7 protein-coding genes and 1 riboswitch are annotated in these 17,075 nt (G+C 46.9%); all 7 genes read left to right on the top strand.

Going from position 1 to position 17,075, the window contains the following annotated elements:
* Positions 1-1,422, top strand: coding sequence for a dihydrolipoyl dehydrogenase (gene lpdA, locus L696_RS0104990; RefSeq protein WP_025682662.1), 1,422 nt, complete (start codon positions 1-3; stop codon positions 1,420-1,422).
* A 330-nt stretch (positions 1,423-1,752) separates the two neighbouring features.
* Positions 1,753-2,547 carry a thymidylate synthase gene (thyA, locus tag L696_RS0104985; protein ID WP_025682661.1) on the top strand — a complete coding sequence of 265 codons (795 nt, stop codon included), beginning with the start codon at positions 1,753-1,755 and terminating at the stop codon, positions 2,545-2,547.
* 19 nt (positions 2,548-2,566) lie between these two features.
* Complete coding sequence (locus L696_RS0104980; RefSeq protein ID WP_025682660.1) at positions 2,567-3,055, top strand: dihydrofolate reductase; 489 nt, start codon at positions 2,567-2,569, stop codon at positions 3,053-3,055.
* 237 nt (positions 3,056-3,292) lie between these two features.
* Positions 3,293-4,780 (top strand): glutamate synthase subunit beta, encoded by a 1,488-nt coding sequence (locus L696_RS0104975; protein ID WP_025682659.1) that lies wholly within the window; start codon positions 3,293-3,295, stop codon positions 4,778-4,780.
* 785 nt (positions 4,781-5,565) lie between these two features.
* The gene (locus L696_RS0104970; RefSeq protein ID WP_025682658.1) at positions 5,566-7,818 is read left to right on the top strand and encodes a type IA DNA topoisomerase; all 2,253 of its coding nucleotides are present in this window, start codon (positions 5,566-5,568) and stop codon (positions 7,816-7,818) included.
* A 361-nt stretch (positions 7,819-8,179) separates the two neighbouring features.
* The gene (locus tag L696_RS0104965; RefSeq protein WP_025682657.1) at positions 8,180-9,190 is read left to right on the top strand and encodes an aldo/keto reductase; all 1,011 of its coding nucleotides are present in this window, start codon (positions 8,180-8,182) and stop codon (positions 9,188-9,190) included.
* 663 nt (positions 9,191-9,853) lie between these two features.
* Positions 9,854-9,943: riboswitch (cyclic di-GMP riboswitch) on the top strand.
* Between the two features lie 132 nt (positions 9,944-10,075).
* On the top strand, positions 10,076-17,075 hold a 7,000-nt coding region (locus L696_RS0104955), incomplete at its 3' end, for a non-ribosomal peptide synthetase (RefSeq protein WP_025682656.1).

Below are 17,075 nucleotides of genomic sequence, written 5' to 3'. Positions count from 1 at the left end.
ATGGTAGTAGGAGACGCTTCTCTGGATATTGACACATTGGTTATCGGTGCGGGTCCTGGCGGCTATGTAGCTGCCATCCGTGCCGCACAATTGGGACAAAGCGTATTGATCGTTGACCAATCGGAGCTGGGCGGTGTCTGTCTGAACCGTGGATGTATTCCATCCAAAGCTTTGATCTCTGCAGCTCATCAATACGAAGCAGCTAAACATGGCGAGTCTTTCGGTATTACGGCTGAGAACGTAAAAGTTGACTTTGCTAAAACACAAGAATTCAAAAACAGTGTTGTTAAGAAAATGACTGGCGGCGTAAGTGGTCTGCTTAAAGGCAACAAAGTTGAAGTTTTCAATGGTGAGTGCATGTTCATCAACGAAAACGAAGCGCGTGTATTCAACGAACATGAATCACCACGCTACCGTTTTAAAAATGCGATTATCGCAACAGGTTCCCGTCCAATTGAATTGAAGCCATTCCCGTTTGGCGGACGTATTCTGTCTTCTACAGAAGCGTTGAACTTGCCTGAAGTTCCGAAAAGCCTGATCGTAATCGGCGGTGGATACATTGGTGCAGAGCTTGGACAAATGTACTCCAAATTCGGTTCCAAAGTAACAATCATTGAAGGTATGGATACTGTTCTTCCTGGCTTCGACAAGGATATGACTTCGATCGTTGCGAAAAGCATGAAGAAAACAGGCATTGAAATCTTCACTGGCGCTAAAGCGGAAAGTGCGGAACAAACAGATAAAGACGTAACAGTGAAATTCTCCGTTAACGGCGAAAGCAAAGAAGTAACTGCTGATTACCTGCTTGTAACCGTTGGACGTCGTCCAAACACAGACGGCGAACTGGGTCTGGACCTGATCGGTTTAGAACTGGATGAGCGCGGAATGGTGAAAGTTGACCACCAAGGTCGCACTAGTATTCCTCATATCTTTGCAATCGGCGATATTGTCGCTGGTCTTGCTCTGGCTCACAAAGCTTCTTACGAAGGTAAAGTGGCTGCTGAAGCGATCGCAGGCGAGCCTTCTGTAGTGGACTACAAATGTATGCCGGCTGTCGTTTTCACAGATCCAGAATGCTCCAGCGTAGGCTACACAGAGGCACAAGCCAAAGAAAAAGGCCACAATGTCAAAGTCGGCAAGTTCTCTTATGGAGCAAACGGTCGTGCCGTTTCCCTGAACGCTGCTGAAGGCTTTGTGAAAATCGTAGCTGACGCGGATACGGGTCTGGTACTGGGTACGCAAATCGTAGGTCTGGAAGCTTCCAACCTGATTGCTGAGCTGGGTCTGGCGATTGAAATGGGTGCTACACTCGAAGACATCTCCCTGACTATTCATGCTCACCCTACATTGGGCGAAATCGTTATGGAAGCAGCGGAAGTCGTGCTGGGTCATCCGATCCATGCATTGGCACCACGTCGCTAATCCGGATTCATTATCTCGTTTTTGGTTTTCATACATGAAAAGAGAGGCAAGGAGCGCTATATCTGCGTTCTTTGTCTCTTTTTTTCATATTTTAGGATTTTCAGGACGTCCATGAAAATTCACACAGTAGATAGTCAATAAAGCGTAGTCCATGATAAACTAAATATAGATATGGGTGCATCAGAATAGCAGGTCTTTTCTACATTAGAATTTGACGCTGCGGGCATTGAATACTGGATACTGTACGTGAACGTGATACGTTTTAATGTTCATATACGTTCGGATTTTATGAATGCCGATGTTTATTCATGCTTAAAGGAGAGAAATAAAATGCGCAATTACTTGGATTTGCTGGAGGATATATTGGAAAATGGAGTGAAAAAAGAGGACCGTACTGGAACGGGAACACTCTCTGTTTTCGGAAGACAACTCCGCTTTGATCTGGCCAAGGGTTTTCCCTTGGTGACAACTAAAAGAGTACATTTAAAATCCGTCATCCATGAACTGCTGTGGTTCTTACGTGGAGATACCAACATTTCTTACCTCAAGGAGAACGGGGTTACCATTTGGGACGAATGGGCAGATGAGCAGGGGAATCTGGGCCCCGTATATGGATCGCAATGGCGTGCGTGGGAAACAACAGACGGACAACATATTGACCAGATTACAAATGTCATTGAAGCGATTAAAAACAACCCAGATTCACGCCGACATATCGTTAGCGCCTGGAATGTGGGTGAAATCGATTCAATGAAGCTTCCGCCATGCCATTTCGTATTTCAGTTTTATGTGGCCGGAGGGAAGCTTTCCTGCATGCTGACCATGCGTTCAGTCGATACCTTCCTTGGTCTTCCTTTCAATATCGCCAGTTATGCATTGCTAACGCATATGGTTGCACAGCAGTGTGGTTTGGAGCCGGGCGAATTCATTTGGTCAGGCGGCGATGTGCATATTTATTCAAATCATATGCAACAAGTGCATACACAGCTGGAGCGTGATCCTTATCCATTGCCTCAGCTCAAAATCCTTCGTAAACCGGATTCGATATTTGATTATACGTACGAAGACTTTGCTTTTGAGAACTATGAATATCATCCGGGTATCAAGGCGCCTGTCGCAATCTGATTTTGGGGGGCAGTGAGTTATGAGCATTTCGATGATATGGGCTATGGCACAAAACGGCGTCATTGGTCGGGATAACAGTCTTCCTTGGCGCCTGCCGAGAGATATGGCATTTTTCAAGGAGCAGACGATTGGTAAAACCGTACTCATGGGGCGCAAGACATGGGAATCCTTTGGCGGAAAAAGCCTGCCAAAGCGGCGTAACGTTATTTTGACCCGTGATCAGAGCTACCTGGCAGAAGGCGCAGAAGTGACCCATTCCCTGGAAGAAGGACTCCAATTGGCGGCGCAGGAAGAACTGATGATCATCGGCGGCGCGGAGATTTATTCACTGTTCTGGACACATGCTGATCGGCTAATTGTCACCAGGATTGAAGAGGATTTCGAGGGGGATACGACTTTTCCCGAGCTGGATTGGAACAGCTGGAATGTAGTCAGTGAGACTCCCGGTGTCAAGGATGAAAGAAACCCGTACGACTACCGTTTTGTCGTTTACGAGAGGAAGAAGTAAGATTGGGGTACATTTGACCTCGCTCATTTGAAAAATTAATGAACCATATAAAAAATCCTTTTGGCTGTTGATGCAGAAAGTTGCATAAGTTTTCATTACTTTTGCGCTGTATTGTGATACAATAAATCAAATTCAACGAGAATAGACCCTTTCATGATACAAACAGACAAATTCGAATTTGACTTGAGTTCGGATGGATGAACGGGGTTCATAAGCGAAGAGATGGGGGAACGTAACATGTCTACACCAACTGGATTTATGGAATACACACGACAGCTTCCTACAGACCGGGATCCGGCAGAGCGTATTAAGGATTGGGAAGAATTCCATAAGCATATGTCCGAAGAAGAGCTGCGTACCCAAGGGGCACGTTGTATGGACTGCGGAACTCCTTATTGTCATACGGGGATGGACATCATGGGGGCGACTTTGGGCTGCCCGGTTCATAATCTGATTCCGGAATGGAACAATCTCGTATATCGCGGTTTGTGGAAGGAAGCACTGGATCGGCTGCACAAAACAAATAACTTCCCGGAATTTACCGGGCGTGTCTGTCCTGCGCCTTGTGAAGGTTCCTGTACGGTCGGCCTGATCGGGCAATCTGTTACGATCAAGACGATTGAGGAAGCTATTATCGAAAAAGGCTTTGAGGAAGGCTGGGTTGTCCCTAATCCGCCGGAGAAGCGTACAGGCAGACGAGTGGCTATTGTCGGCTCGGGTCCGGCAGGACTGGCTGCTGCTGCGCAGCTTAACAAAGCAGGGCACAGCGTAACTGTGTACGAGCGTGCGGATCGTGTTGGCGGACTGCTGATGTATGGCATTCCTTCCATGAAGCTGGACAAAAAGGTTGTTCAACGTCGTGTGGATTTGCTGGAGGCGGAAGGTATTCAGTTCATTACGAATACCGAGATTGGAAAGGATATTCCTACCGATCAGCTTATTGCTGAGTATGATGCGGTTGTACTGTGCGGTGGTTCTACGAAGCCGAGAGAATTTAACATTGAAGGTAGCAATTTGAATGGCGTTCATTATGCGATGGATTATTTGAACGGAACTATCAAGAGCTACCTGGATTCCAATCTGGAAGATGGCAATTATTTGTCCTCCCAAGGTAAAGATGTTATTGTAATCGGTGGCGGTGATACGGGTTCGGACTGTGTGGCTACTTCGTTGCGTCATGGCTGTCGAAGTGTTACACAATTTGGTACGCATGCCAAAGCTCCTGTGGAACGTGACCCGATTGCCAATCCTTGGCCACAATTTCCGAATGTGTATACTCTTGATTATGCACAGCAGGAAGCGAAGGCGATATTCGGGGAAGATCCGCGTGAGTTCTCCATCATGACCACCAAGTTTGTAGGTGATGAGAACGGTAATTTGAAAGAGCTACACACGATTCAAATTCAGCGTATTGTGGATGAAACAGGTCGCAAGATCTACCAGCCTGTTCCGGGTACGGAGCGCATATTCCCGGCACAGATTGCTCTCATTGCGATTGGATTCGACGGTCCTGAGCAAACAATTGTGGAGCAAATTGGTTTGGAAACTGATCGTCGTTCCAACGTTAAAGCACGTTACGGGAAATATGTTACGAATGTAGATAAGGTTTTTGCTGCTGGTGATATGCGTCGCGGGCAAAGCCTTGTTGTGTGGGCCATTAATGAAGGTCGGGAAGCCGCACGTGAGGTCGATAAATACCTGATGGGCGCTACCGTTTTGGTGTAGATACAGCTCTATATTAGTTACCAGTCAAAGCTCCATCCTCGGATGGGGCTTTGTTGCGTTCACGAGGATTGTCATGATCAGGGCTGTAAAATGCGAATGAATAACCATTGAGTTACGAAATTTTTCCGAAACAGCATTTTATTATCATTGTATATAAAGTCTTGTGAACTTAACGTTAAATAATATGACTTTATATGATTTTCATAATCTTTATTTCTGTTTTCTACAGCGATCATAACATAAGAATAGGGGTGAAGTGTAGCTTTTTTTTGAATAATGAAATTTTTTTGTGAAAATAAAGATGAAATTAAATTTTTATGTAATATAAAATAACATGAATATAACTCATTTTGTTATACGAAGAGTGATTTAAGTGAGACTTCATCTAAATTATCCATATAAGTCGAACTGAAAAAGGTATAGGGAAAACCGAGTAGGTGGAAGGGGGCTATACAAGCGAAGTGGTGGCGATGGGAAGCATCATCCCTCCGCACAATGGCACTATAGTAACTTTTAAGTTCAGCTTATAAAGCTCTATTACATGGCCTTATAGATAATGAAAGTAGCTACTATCATTTCATGGCTTCGTTAATCATCACCTGAGAGTATGATTGTATCTATGGTATAATACACGTATATTGTTGAAGCGCTAATGGACAAAGGAGCTTTCGCCGGGAGAAGGCTCCTTTTGCATGAGGCCCTGCCTGTATTTCATTTACCTCTCGTTTGTTACGTGTGAGTTAGGGAAGGGAAGCAGAAGGCCGTCAGGAAGGAATGGAATACGAATGAAGACGTTGATTATTGCTGAAAAACCGGATATGGGGCGCACCATTGCGGCTGTTATGGAGCCGAGGGCTAAAAATAACCGTACCTATCTGGAGGGGGAGAAATATATTGTAACTTGGGCGATCGGTCATTTGCTGGGTCTTGCTGAGCCGGATGCATACGATGCCAAGTACAAACGCTGGAATATTAAAGATCTTCCCATTATCCCTGAGCAGTTTAAAATTGTACCGAATCCGAAAACAAAGGATCAGTTAAAAATAATTGGTGAGTTGGCCAAACGCTGCAATGCAATCGTGAATGCTTGTGATGCAGGGCGAGAAGGGCAATATATTTTTGCGTTGATTCAACAGCAGTTAAAGCTGCGTCAGCCGGTCAAGCGACTGTGGATCTCGGATTTAACGGCAGAGAGTATTGCGGCAGGCTTCGAGCGCTTGCGAGATGCTTCGGAGTTTGAATTTCTGACTCAGGCTGCGCGGGCACGAAGTGAAGCAGACTGGTTGATCGGTATGAATGCCTCCAGAGCCTTTACAACACGACATAATGCGTTGTTATCGGTTGGACGGGTGCAGACCCCTGTGCTGGCATTGATTCATGACCGGGAAAAGGAAATTGAGGCGTTTCAGTCTCAAACCTTTTATGACGTGTGGGCCGAGTTTAAGCAAGATCAGATCAAGTACAAAGGTGCGTGGCAGGGAGATCGGCTTACCAAACCGGAAGAAGCTGAGGCGATAGCAGCCGCAGTTCGCGGAAAAACAGGTAAAATCACCAAATATGATGTGAAGCAGACCAAGGAATATCCGTTCAAGCTGTACGATTTGACGCTGCTTCAACGCGAGGCGAATGCCAAGTATAGTTATTCAGCCAAAAAAACACTGGATGTAGCACAAGCGCTTTATGAGCGGCATAAGGTCATTTCCTATCCGCGTACTAATTCCAACTATGTAACGGAGCAAAATATAGACGGTATGCACAAGGCGTTACGTATGCTGGGCACAGGTCCTTATGCTGATCTGGTACAGCAAGCGAACCCCAATTTGGTCCATAAACAGAATAAAGCTGTCTGCAATCCATCCCGTGTTGAGGATCACCATGCTATATTACCGACGCTGAAAAGGCCGGGAACACTCAGCAAAGAGGAACAAAATGTATATGACCTGATAATCCGCAGGTTTTTGTCACATTTCTTCCCGCCTGCCGAATATAAAATGCATACCGTGATGACTCAGGTGGACAAGCATCTGTTCAAAACAAGCATTAAGGAACTTCTGTCCTTGGGCTGGAAGGTAGTTCTGAGCAAGGCAGATCAGGATAAAGGCAAAAAGAGCAAAGCACCGAAGAAAGAGGAAGAAGAGGAAACGGACGAATGGACGGACAAGAAGTTTGAGATTGAGGCAGGTCGTCCGGTGGATTGCACTCGTGCCGAGATGAAAGAGAAGGCGACACAGCCGCCTAAAAGCTACACTGAGGGCACGTTGCTTAAAGCCATGGAGAGCGCAGGCAAGCAGATGGAGAACGAGGAACTGCGCGAGGTCATGAAAGATGCGGGATTGGGTACGCCGGCGACACGCGCTGCCACGATTGAACGGTTGAAGAAGGTTGGCTACATTGAAATGAAGGGTAAAAAGATCCTCATTACGGATAAGGGGAAAATGGCTATTGACCTGATTCGTCATGCGGGGGTTGACCTGCTTGCCTCGCCGGAAATGACAGGACAATGGGAACGCCGTTTGCATCAAATTTCCAAGGGGGAAGCTGCCCAGGAAAAGTTTATGGATAACGTTAAAAAGTTTACGTTATCCATTATTGACAAGGTGAGGCAGCAACCACCGGCTCCAGCGAACGCTTTTGGCGAGGAAGCAAGAGGCAAACGCTCGGGTAGTAAGGTAGCCGCCCGTAGTTCAGGCGCAAGCAGCTCTGGCGTGAGGGCAGCGCGAGCTTCGTCCGCCGAGCCGTCGGGCACTTCGCCGGGCCAAAGGCAGACTTTAGGCAGCTGCCCGCGGTCGAATTGCGGTGGGAGCATTATCGAAGGCCGCAAAGGGTATGGATGCAGCCACTACAAGCAGGGCTGCGGCTTCGTCGTCTGGAAGGAATATGCTGGCAAGCAGATTACGGAAACGATGCTCAAGTCCCTGTTGGCGAAGGGACAGACACAGCTGTTATCTTTTAAGCGCAAGGATGGTTCGACCGTCAAAGCAAGAATTGTTCTGAATGAACCAGGTACAGGGCAACTTAGCGTTCGTGAGGAAAACTGATACAGGTACAGAGTATGATTTTCGACAGCTTGAAAAAGAAGGCCTTTTCTAGCTGCCATCAGATGATTTCTGAATTCATCAGGAGTCATCTTTTTTTATGTTCCGTACACCAAAATTCCCCATAAGAGATGCTTGTATAACATTTTATTAAACATTTGTAAGCTTCCAACCGATAAAACAAATAAGGGTTATGCAAGAGTATTTTTTTAGGTAGTTTATAAAGCAGACTCTATGCATAGCGTTCAAAAAACTTTCCATAGCGGACTGTGCAAATCAGGAAGAAAAGTTGTGTTATGTGCTTCAAAACGTGAAGGCAATCGTTTCACATGAAAACTTTTTTACGGGAGATGATGGAAGGATCGTGGAAGAGAAAACGGTAAATGTGGCAGGCTCACTGCAATTACGTAAGCTGGGCAACTCGGATTTAAAGCTGTCACCGCTGGGGCTTGGGTGTTGGCAGTTCAGCAATGGAAAAGGGATAGTCGGGAAATTCTGGCCAGTGCTGCGGCGGGAGGATATACGGCAAATCGTTCAGACCAGTTTAGAAGGTGGAGTTAATTGGTTTGATACCGCCGAAGCATACGGTGGCGGACAGTCTGAGCAGCTACTGGCCGGCACGCTGAATGAGATCGGAGGACCGCTCGCGGAACAGGCGAATATCGCTACGAAATGGTGGCCGGCCTTTCGGACCGCAGGCAGTATCACAGCAACGATTGATGAACGTATTCGCCATTTGGATCAACGGACGATTCACCTCTACCAGGTGCATTCGCCTTACTCTTTTGCTTCGGTTGGCGCCGTGATGAATGCGATGGCTAAACTGGTTGGGCAAGGAAAGATTAAATATGTGGGCGTAAGCAACTTTTCCGCGCAACAAATACGTGAAGCCGATCGTGTGCTGCGTGAACACGGCCTTCGCCTAGTTTCGAATCAAGTGAAATACAGCCTACTCGACCGGAGAATCGAACAGAACGGAATTCTGGACACGGCTAAAGAGCTTGGCGTGGCGATCATCGCATATTCTCCGCTAATGCAGGGGATCTTAAGTGGAAAATTCCATAATAATCCTTCTTTGGTCAAGTCGATCAAGGGTCCGCGCAAGTGGACGACGGCATTCCGGGATTCGGGGCTGCGGAGATCGAAGCCACTGATTGAAACATTGGAACAGCTGGCTCAACAATATAACGTGACGCCAACGCAGATTGCCCTAAATTGGCTGATTAACGCTCACGGAGAGAACGTATTTGCGATACCTGGGGCTTCAAAAGTACATCATGCCGTGGAAAATGTGAAGGCGATGCAGTTTACCTTGACAGTCGGTGAGATTGAGATGGTCAGCCACGTTTCCAACCAAGTGCTGAGATCAAGGTGATCATGGCTCAAATAGTGGAATATTCCGTTGGAAAATGAACCTCGCCGGTATGCTGTCTAAGGGAAGAATGGCATGCTTCTTCCTTGCTAAAGGTTAGGCGCGACATTTCTTGCAAGGACATTCTTTTCTTCGGGGTGCTACGCTTTGTGACTAGACCTTGGATATATCCTCCGCAGTAAGCTTACTTGTTCTTAATCAGTTGGAGAGGGGGTTCCCTCTTGTTTTCCTGGTTTGATTTTGGCTTTCTCTTAAAAATGTTGGAAAAAGCACGTTTTACTCTTCCGAAGTTGCACTCCAACTGTCCTTCACTCCCCGTGTACACTCACGTCGCTATTTTCGGCGAAACATCGAATGCGAGAGAAGCTTTGGAACGTCATTTTTAGGTGGATCACAAATCCATCATTTTTAAAAAAAGCTAAGCCGCTAAAGTTGTGCAGGTTGTTATCTCTGAATCTTGGGGGTGAGAAATTAAGTAAAATGAACTGGAGTTGTCGGATGACAGGAATTTAGTGGCTTGCTGAGGTGTTTTAATCAGCAGATAACAACGTATTGTAAAACTATATCAAGGTAAATGTTTTGAGAACTCAAGGTCAGCTCCTACCGAATGCAGGAGGAAGAAGCATAAGAGCATGCTCAAAAGATGTAAAAATATACGAATGTATTTCCCGTTAATCGTAAACACCTCGAAAGTGGTGGACACAAAGCCATGGGTCTAAAGCTGGATTAAACAGCCATGATTGCCAGGTTGCCGAAGGAAACCTGGCGAAGTCTGCTGTCTGTTCCTGTGCTTTTATATATGGGAACAGGCTTCTTTTATTTGTAGCGGAAATGATTTGGGCATACGGAGTAGAATGCATGAAATGATTAACAACAGGAGGGGATTTTATGAAAACAAGTGTAATAAGTGTCAAGGAGTATCCGTTAAGTTCCTATCAGAAAGATATATGGTTCGAACAGTGCATGTACCCTGGAAAACCTATTTACAATATTGGTGGGTATGTTGAGGTTAAAGGAAACCTGAATACGGCTATCATTAGGCAGTCCATGCAGTTATTAATCAGGCAAAATGATTCCCTCAGTGCCCGTTTTATCGATAAAAAGGGAGAGCCTTATTTAACATTTTTGCCGGAAGTTGACTATGAAGTTCCGTTTCATGATTTCTCGGTGAAGGAAAACCCAAACTCTTTTTGCATCAATTGGATGAAGAAGGAATTTTTAAAGCCTTTTCAACCAGAGGACTTCTATTTTCAATTTGTTTTGTTGAAAGGTGCCCCGAACACATACTTCATTTTACTTAAAGTTCATCATTTGGTGATCGACGGATGGGGATTTGCTCTCTTAATCAGTCAAATGTTTGACAATTACAATAAATTGGCGCAAGGAATTGGCGAAATGAACAGAACGGTCTATTCCTATGCTGATTTTATTTCCGATAATCAGAATTATCTGAATTCTCCAGCCTTTTTAAAAGACAGGGCGTTCTGGCAGAACAAATATCTGACCATTCCCGAGCCTCTGTTGAGCAGAGGCATGGATATCGATGATGGTGACGGCGATTCCGTTTGGAGTGATCGGCGAACCTTAACTATAAAGAAGGCGTTATACAATCAAATGATTGAATTTTGCAAGGAGGAAGGATGCTCGTCGTTCCATTATTTTTTAGGCATACTGTTCCTATATTTCAGCAGGATTTGCAATCGGAACGAAATGGTGATCGGCGTCCCGGTTTTTAATCGGAGCAAAGCGAAATATAAGCAGACTATGGGACATTTCGCCAACGTGCTGCCGCTGCGGATCAGCCCCGAGAAAGATATAAGCTTCAAAGAACTGATGAAGAGCATCAAACGTGAGCTTATGCAATGCTATCGTCATCAGAAAATGTCTTTCGGTGAAATTTACCGGGCGGTTTACGAGAATAGCAATGAGAAAGGCAAACTGTTTGATATATCGCTTTCTTTCGAAGAACAGGAAACGAGAGAAGCATTGATCGGCGCAGCAAGCCGGATTGTAAGTATGCCGCATCATCATGAAAGAAATGCACTCAATCTCCTGATATGGGGACAAGAAGGTGAAGCGGATGTAGCCGTTAATTTTGACTATCAGATACAGGCTTTTGAAAGATTCATCCCCATTGAGAACGTTATCTCCCACTTTGAATATTTATTTGCTCAAGTCATGGAGCAAAGTGAAACTCTTATTTCGCAAATCGAAATCGTGCCAGAGGAAGAAAGGAGTACGCTAGTTCGCGGTCTTAAGCATACGGAGGCGGAATATCCGAAGGATCAAACGATCCACGGATTGTTTGAGGAACGAGCGAAGCAAAGAGCAGATCACCCGGCTTTGGTCTGGGGAGAGCAAACGCTGACCTACCGGGAGCTGAACGAGCAGGCGAATCGGCTGGCCATTGTCTTGAGAGAGCGTGGAGTGAAGCCAAACGATATCATCGCCATCATGGCGGAGCGTTCCATGGAAATGGTCATAGGCATCCTGGGAACACTCAAAGCGGGCGGAGCCTACCTGCCAATAGATCCGAATTATCCGGAGGAACGGATTCACTACATGCTGGAGGACAGCAGTGCGTCCATTGTACTGACGCAAAAGCATCTCCGGGACAAGCTGAACTATCACGGGGCAATCATGGACTTGGATGACGCAAGCCTGAGGTATATAGAGCTAGACCGTGCCAATCCGGAGCCTGTTAACAAACCGGAGGATTTGGCTTATATCATTTATACCTCGGGATCTACGGGGAAACCCAAAGGGGTCATGGTAGAACACCGGGGAGTGATCAACCTCCAGCATTTCTTCCAGGAACAATGGGGCGTGGACGGATCGGACCGGATGCTGCAATTTGCCAGCAGTTCGTTTGATGCCTCGGTTTGGGAAATGTTCACGATTTTGCTGGGAGGCGGAACGCTGTATCTGGTTTCGCGGGATATTATTAATAATCTGAATGAATTTGCACGCTTCATGAACGAAAACCAAATTACGATTGCGCTGCTGCCGCCAACCTATCTGGCTGGGATTGAGCCGGACAGGCTGCCTATGCTGAAAAAACTGGTGACGGGCGGATCTGCGATTACCAAAGAGCTGGTTATGCGGTGGAAGGACAGCGTGGAGTATATGAACGCCTATGGTCCGAGCGAATCGAGCGTAATTGCAACCGCGTGGACGTATAGGGAAGAGGATATGGGGTATCCATCGGTACCGATTGGGAAACCGATTGCCAATACTCGAATTTACATTATGGATACACATCAAAAGCTGCTGCCGCTGGGAGCAGCCGGGGAAATGTGTATTGCGGGAGACGGATTGGCCAGGGGGTATCTGCACCGGCCGGTGCTGACGGCGGAGAAGTTTGTGGCGAATCCTTACGAGGCTGGAGAGAAGCTGTACCGTACGGGCGATCTGGTGCGCTGGCTGCCGGACGGGAATATCGAATTTTTGGGAAGAATCGACGATCAGGTGAAAATTCGCGGTTTCCGCATTGAGCTGGGGGAAATCGAAGCACAGTTGCAAAAGCATTCGCTTGTCCGGGAAGTGGCGGTGATCGCCAGGGAAGACAAGCAAGGCGAGAAGTATCTGGCGGCGTATTTTACAGCAGAGGGCGGACCGGGAGCGGAAGAGCTGCGGGAACAGCTTATGAAGGAGCTGCCTGATTATATGGTGCCGTCCAGCTTTATGCAGCTGGATGACATGCCGATGACTCCGAGCGGAAAAATTGACCGAAAGGCATTGCCCGAGCCCGATCTGAGCGTGAATGCAACGGAGGAATATGCGGCACCGAGAGACAAAATAGAGGAGATATTGGCTGAAATATGGGAAAAAGTCCTGAAAGTCGAACGAGTAGGCATTAAGGATCACTTTCTGAATCTGGGGGGAGATTCTATTAAAGCCATCCAGATCGTGTCGAAGCTTCACGATTATAAGCTAAAGCTGCAACTGAAGGAACTTTTTGACCATCCTGTGATTGAACAATTGAGTGCCTATGTACAATCTGTCGAACATACTGCTTTTCAAGGAATGGTAACAGGGGAAATCATGCTCACGCCCATCCAAAGCTGGTTTTTCGAGCAGCCTTTTGCAGCAAAACATCACTTCAACCAGTCTGTTCTGTTACATAGGAAACAGGGCTTTGACGAAAAGGTGTTAAGAAAAGTGCTCGATGGCTTGGTGGAACACCATGATGCTTTGCGTATTGTAGTGCGTGAGAAGGCGGGACAGGTGGTTCTGTTCAACCGGGGCGCGGAAGGCGAACTATATTCGCTGGAGGTAAAGGATCTTACAAATGATGATATATATGATAGCTCCGTAAAGGAAGAAGCCGCCCAGCTTCAGTCCCGCATGGATTTAGAATGTGGACCTCTGCTGCAAGCGGGCTTGTTCAAAACGAAAGACGGTGACTATCTGTGCGTAAGTATTCACCACCTGGTGGTTGACGGGATTTCTTGGCGGATTCTTTTTGAGGATATTTCTACAGGATACCGACAGGCGGAGAAGGGAGAAGAAGTCACATTCAGAGGCAAAACGGACTCTTTCCTGGCATGGTCTGAACAACTTTATACGTATGCCGGCAGCGGGGAGCTTCTGCAAGAAATCACGTATTGGTCCGAGCTGGAGCAGAATGAAATCAAGCCAATTCCCAAGGATCATTCCGTTCATGGCAGAAAATATATGGATAGCGATCATATCGAAATCGTGCTGGATGAAGTTGAAACCGCCAAGCTGCTTAGAGAAGTGAATAAGGCTTACAATACTGAAATCAACGATGTTCTTTTGACGGCATTGGGAGAGGCTATTCGGGAATGGACAGGAGAAGACAAGGTGCTTGTTAACCTGGAAGGGCACGGACGCGAAGAAATCATTCAGGATATGGATATCAGCAGAACCGTAGGCTGGTTTACCGCCCAATACCCTGTGATTTTGGATATGGCAGGCGTCAAGGACGTGTCTTCCCGGCTTAAAGCCGTTAAAGAAAGCCTCCGGCGCATTCCGCAAAAAGGCATCGGCTACGGCATTTTAAAATACCAGACGTTCTCTCGGGACGAGGAAATCTTAAGGTTTAATTTGCACCCCGAGATCAGCTTCAACTACCTGGGGCAGTTTGACCAGGATATCGATACCGACATATTTACCATCTCCGATGTTCTTACCGATGAGACGGTTTCACCCGACATGCAAAGACCTTACTGCTTGGACATTAACGGAAGGGTGACTGATGGAAAACTAAGACTGAGTTTCGCCTATCACAAGCACGAATATGAAAAGGCCACGCTGATCACAGTGGCGGAAGGCTTTAAGCGAAATCTGGAGCAAATTATCGAGCATTGCGCATCACAGGAATATACGGAACTGACAGCCAGTGATGTAAGTTCCAGCAACATTACAACGGCGGAGGTAGAAGAGGTATATCGCGCGCTGAGGGATTCTAAGCCCAATATCACGGATATTTATACACTGACCCCTATGCAGTCGGGAATGCTCTACCACTTCCTCAGAGAACAAAACTCTCATGCGTATTTTGAGCAAGCCGTAATCAGTTTGCAGGGTAAGATCGATAGAAGCTTGTTTGAGCGTGCTTTCCAGCAGGTGATTCAAAGACACGATATTTTGCGGACCGCCTTTGTTTATGAGAAGGTGGAAAAACCGGTTCAGACCGTTTTAAAGGACAGACCGGCTGAAATGTTTTTCGAGTATATTTCCTTCTTGACGGAGGAAGAGAAAGAAAACTATCTCCAAGCCTATTTGGACAAGGATAGAGAAAAGGGCTTTGACCTCACCCGGGAGCCGCTGATCAGATTTGCCTTGATTAGAGTGAGTGCCGACAGCTACCGCTTCATTTTAAGTTTTCATCATATCCTTATGGATGGATGGTGTCTTGGCATTGTATTTAAAGAGCTGCTGGAAATTTACAGCGCGCTTCATAAAGGAAGCATACCGCAATTAGGCACGGTGTATCCTTATCGTCAATATATTCAGTGGCTGGAACAAAGGGATGACCGGGAGACGGGGGCTTACTGGGAGAATTATCTGACGGAGTACGAACAGCCACCGACGCTGCTGCCTCAAACCAAAAGTAATAGGGCTAATTCGGGATACATTCAGGAGGAATACGATTTTACGATAAATAAGGAAATGAAGGCGAGTTTGGAGAGAATCGCAAGAGAAAACGGCGCCACGTTAAGTACGGTGATACAGGCTGTATGGGGAATCCTGCTGCAACGGTACAACAATACCCAGGATGTGGTGTTCGGAACGGTTGTCTCGGGAAGACCGGCAGAAATTCAAGGCGTTGAACAGATGGTAGGGCTGTTTATCAATACGATTCCTGTCAGAGTCCGGGCAGAAAAGGAAGAAAGCTTTTCAGCCCTGGTTGCCAAACTGCAGCAGGAGGCATGGGCATCGGAGCGGCATCACTATTATCCGCTGGCGGAAATTCAGTCGCGGACCGCCCATGGAGGCGGATTGGTGCAAAACCTGCTGGCCTTTGAAAACTATCCGATAGAGGAAGCTGACAAAGGACAGGGCGACCACGGAACAGATTTGAGGATTCTGTCCACGAAGGTCTCCGAACAGACGAATTTTGATTTTAATTTCATTGTTGTGCCTGAGAACGATTTGCAAATTAAATTCCGCTACAATAGCTTGGCCTATGACAGAGGCTTTATGGAGCGGGTAGCCGGACAGATTAAAATGATCATCCGTGAAATCATCCGTTGTCCAAAGATGAGGATCGAAGATATCGAGATCGTACCGGAGGAAGAGAGCAGCGTGCAGCTCCGTGATTTTAACCATACGGAGGCGGAATATCCGAACGATCACACGATTCAGGGACTGTTTGAGGAACGAGCGAAGCAAAGAGCAGATCATCCGGCTTTGGTCTGGGGAGAGCAAACGCTGACCTACCGGGAGCTGAACGAGCAGGCGAATCGGCTGGCCATTGTCTTGAGAGAGCGTGGAGTGAAGCCAAACGATATCATCGCCATCATGGCGGAGCGTTCCATGGAAATGGTCATAGGCATCCTGGGAACACTCAAAGCGGGCGGAGCCTACCTGCCAATAGATCCGAATTATCCGGAGGAACGGATTCACTACATGCTGGAGGACAGCAGTGCGTCCATTGTACTGACGCAAAAGCATCTCCGGGACAAGCTGACCTATCACGGGACAATCATGGACTTGGATGACGCAAGCCTGAGGCATATAGAGCTAGACCGTGCCAATCCGGAGCCTGTTAACAAACCGGAGGATTTGGCTTATATCATTTATACCTCGGGATCTACGGGGAAACCCAAAGGGGTCATGGTAGAACACCGGGGAGTGATCAACCTCCAGCATTTCTTCCAGGAACAATGGGGCGTGGACGGATCGGACCGGATGCTGCAATTTGCCAGCAGTTCGTTTGATGCCTCGGTTTGGGAAATGTTCACGATTTTGCTGGGAGGCGGAACGCTGTATCTGGTTTCGCGGGATATTATTAATAATCTGAATGAATTTGCACGCTTCATGAACGAAAACCAAATTACGATTGCGCTGCTGCCGCCAACCTATCTGGCTGGGATTGAGCCGGACAGGCTGCCTATGCTGAAAAAACTGGTGACGGGCGGATCTGCGATTACCAAAGAGCTGGTTATGCGGTGGAAGGACAGCGTGGAGTATATGAACGCCTATGGTCCGAGCGAATCGAGCGTAATTGCAACCGCGTGGACGTATAGGGAAGAGGATATGGGGTATCCATCGGTACCGATTGGGAAACCGATTGCCAATACTCGAATTTACATTATGGATACACATCAAAAGCTGCTGCCGCTGGGAGCAGCCGGGGAAATGTGCATTGCAGGAGACGGATTGGCCAGGGGATATCTGCACCGGCCGGAGCTAACGA

The sequence above is a fragment of the Paenibacillus maysiensis genome, assembly GCF_000520815.1.
GTDB lineage: Bacteria > Bacillota > Bacilli > Paenibacillales > Paenibacillaceae > Paenibacillus > Paenibacillus maysiensis.
This window is presented reverse-complemented; position numbering and strand designations above follow the sequence as displayed.

Coding starts and splice junctions, on each gene's coding strand:
- lpdA (WP_025682662.1), top strand. CDS start 1: ATGGTAGTAGGAGACGCTTCTCTGGATATTGACACATTGGTTATCGGT.
- thyA (WP_025682661.1), top strand. CDS start 1,753: ATGCGCAATTACTTGGATTTGCTGGAGGATATATTGGAAAATGGAGTG.
- L696_RS0104980 (WP_025682660.1), top strand. CDS start 2,567: ATGAGCATTTCGATGATATGGGCTATGGCACAAAACGGCGTCATTGGT.
- L696_RS0104975 (WP_025682659.1), top strand. CDS start 3,293: ATGTCTACACCAACTGGATTTATGGAATACACACGACAGCTTCCTACA.
- L696_RS0104970 (WP_025682658.1), top strand. CDS start 5,566: ATGAAGACGTTGATTATTGCTGAAAAACCGGATATGGGGCGCACCATT.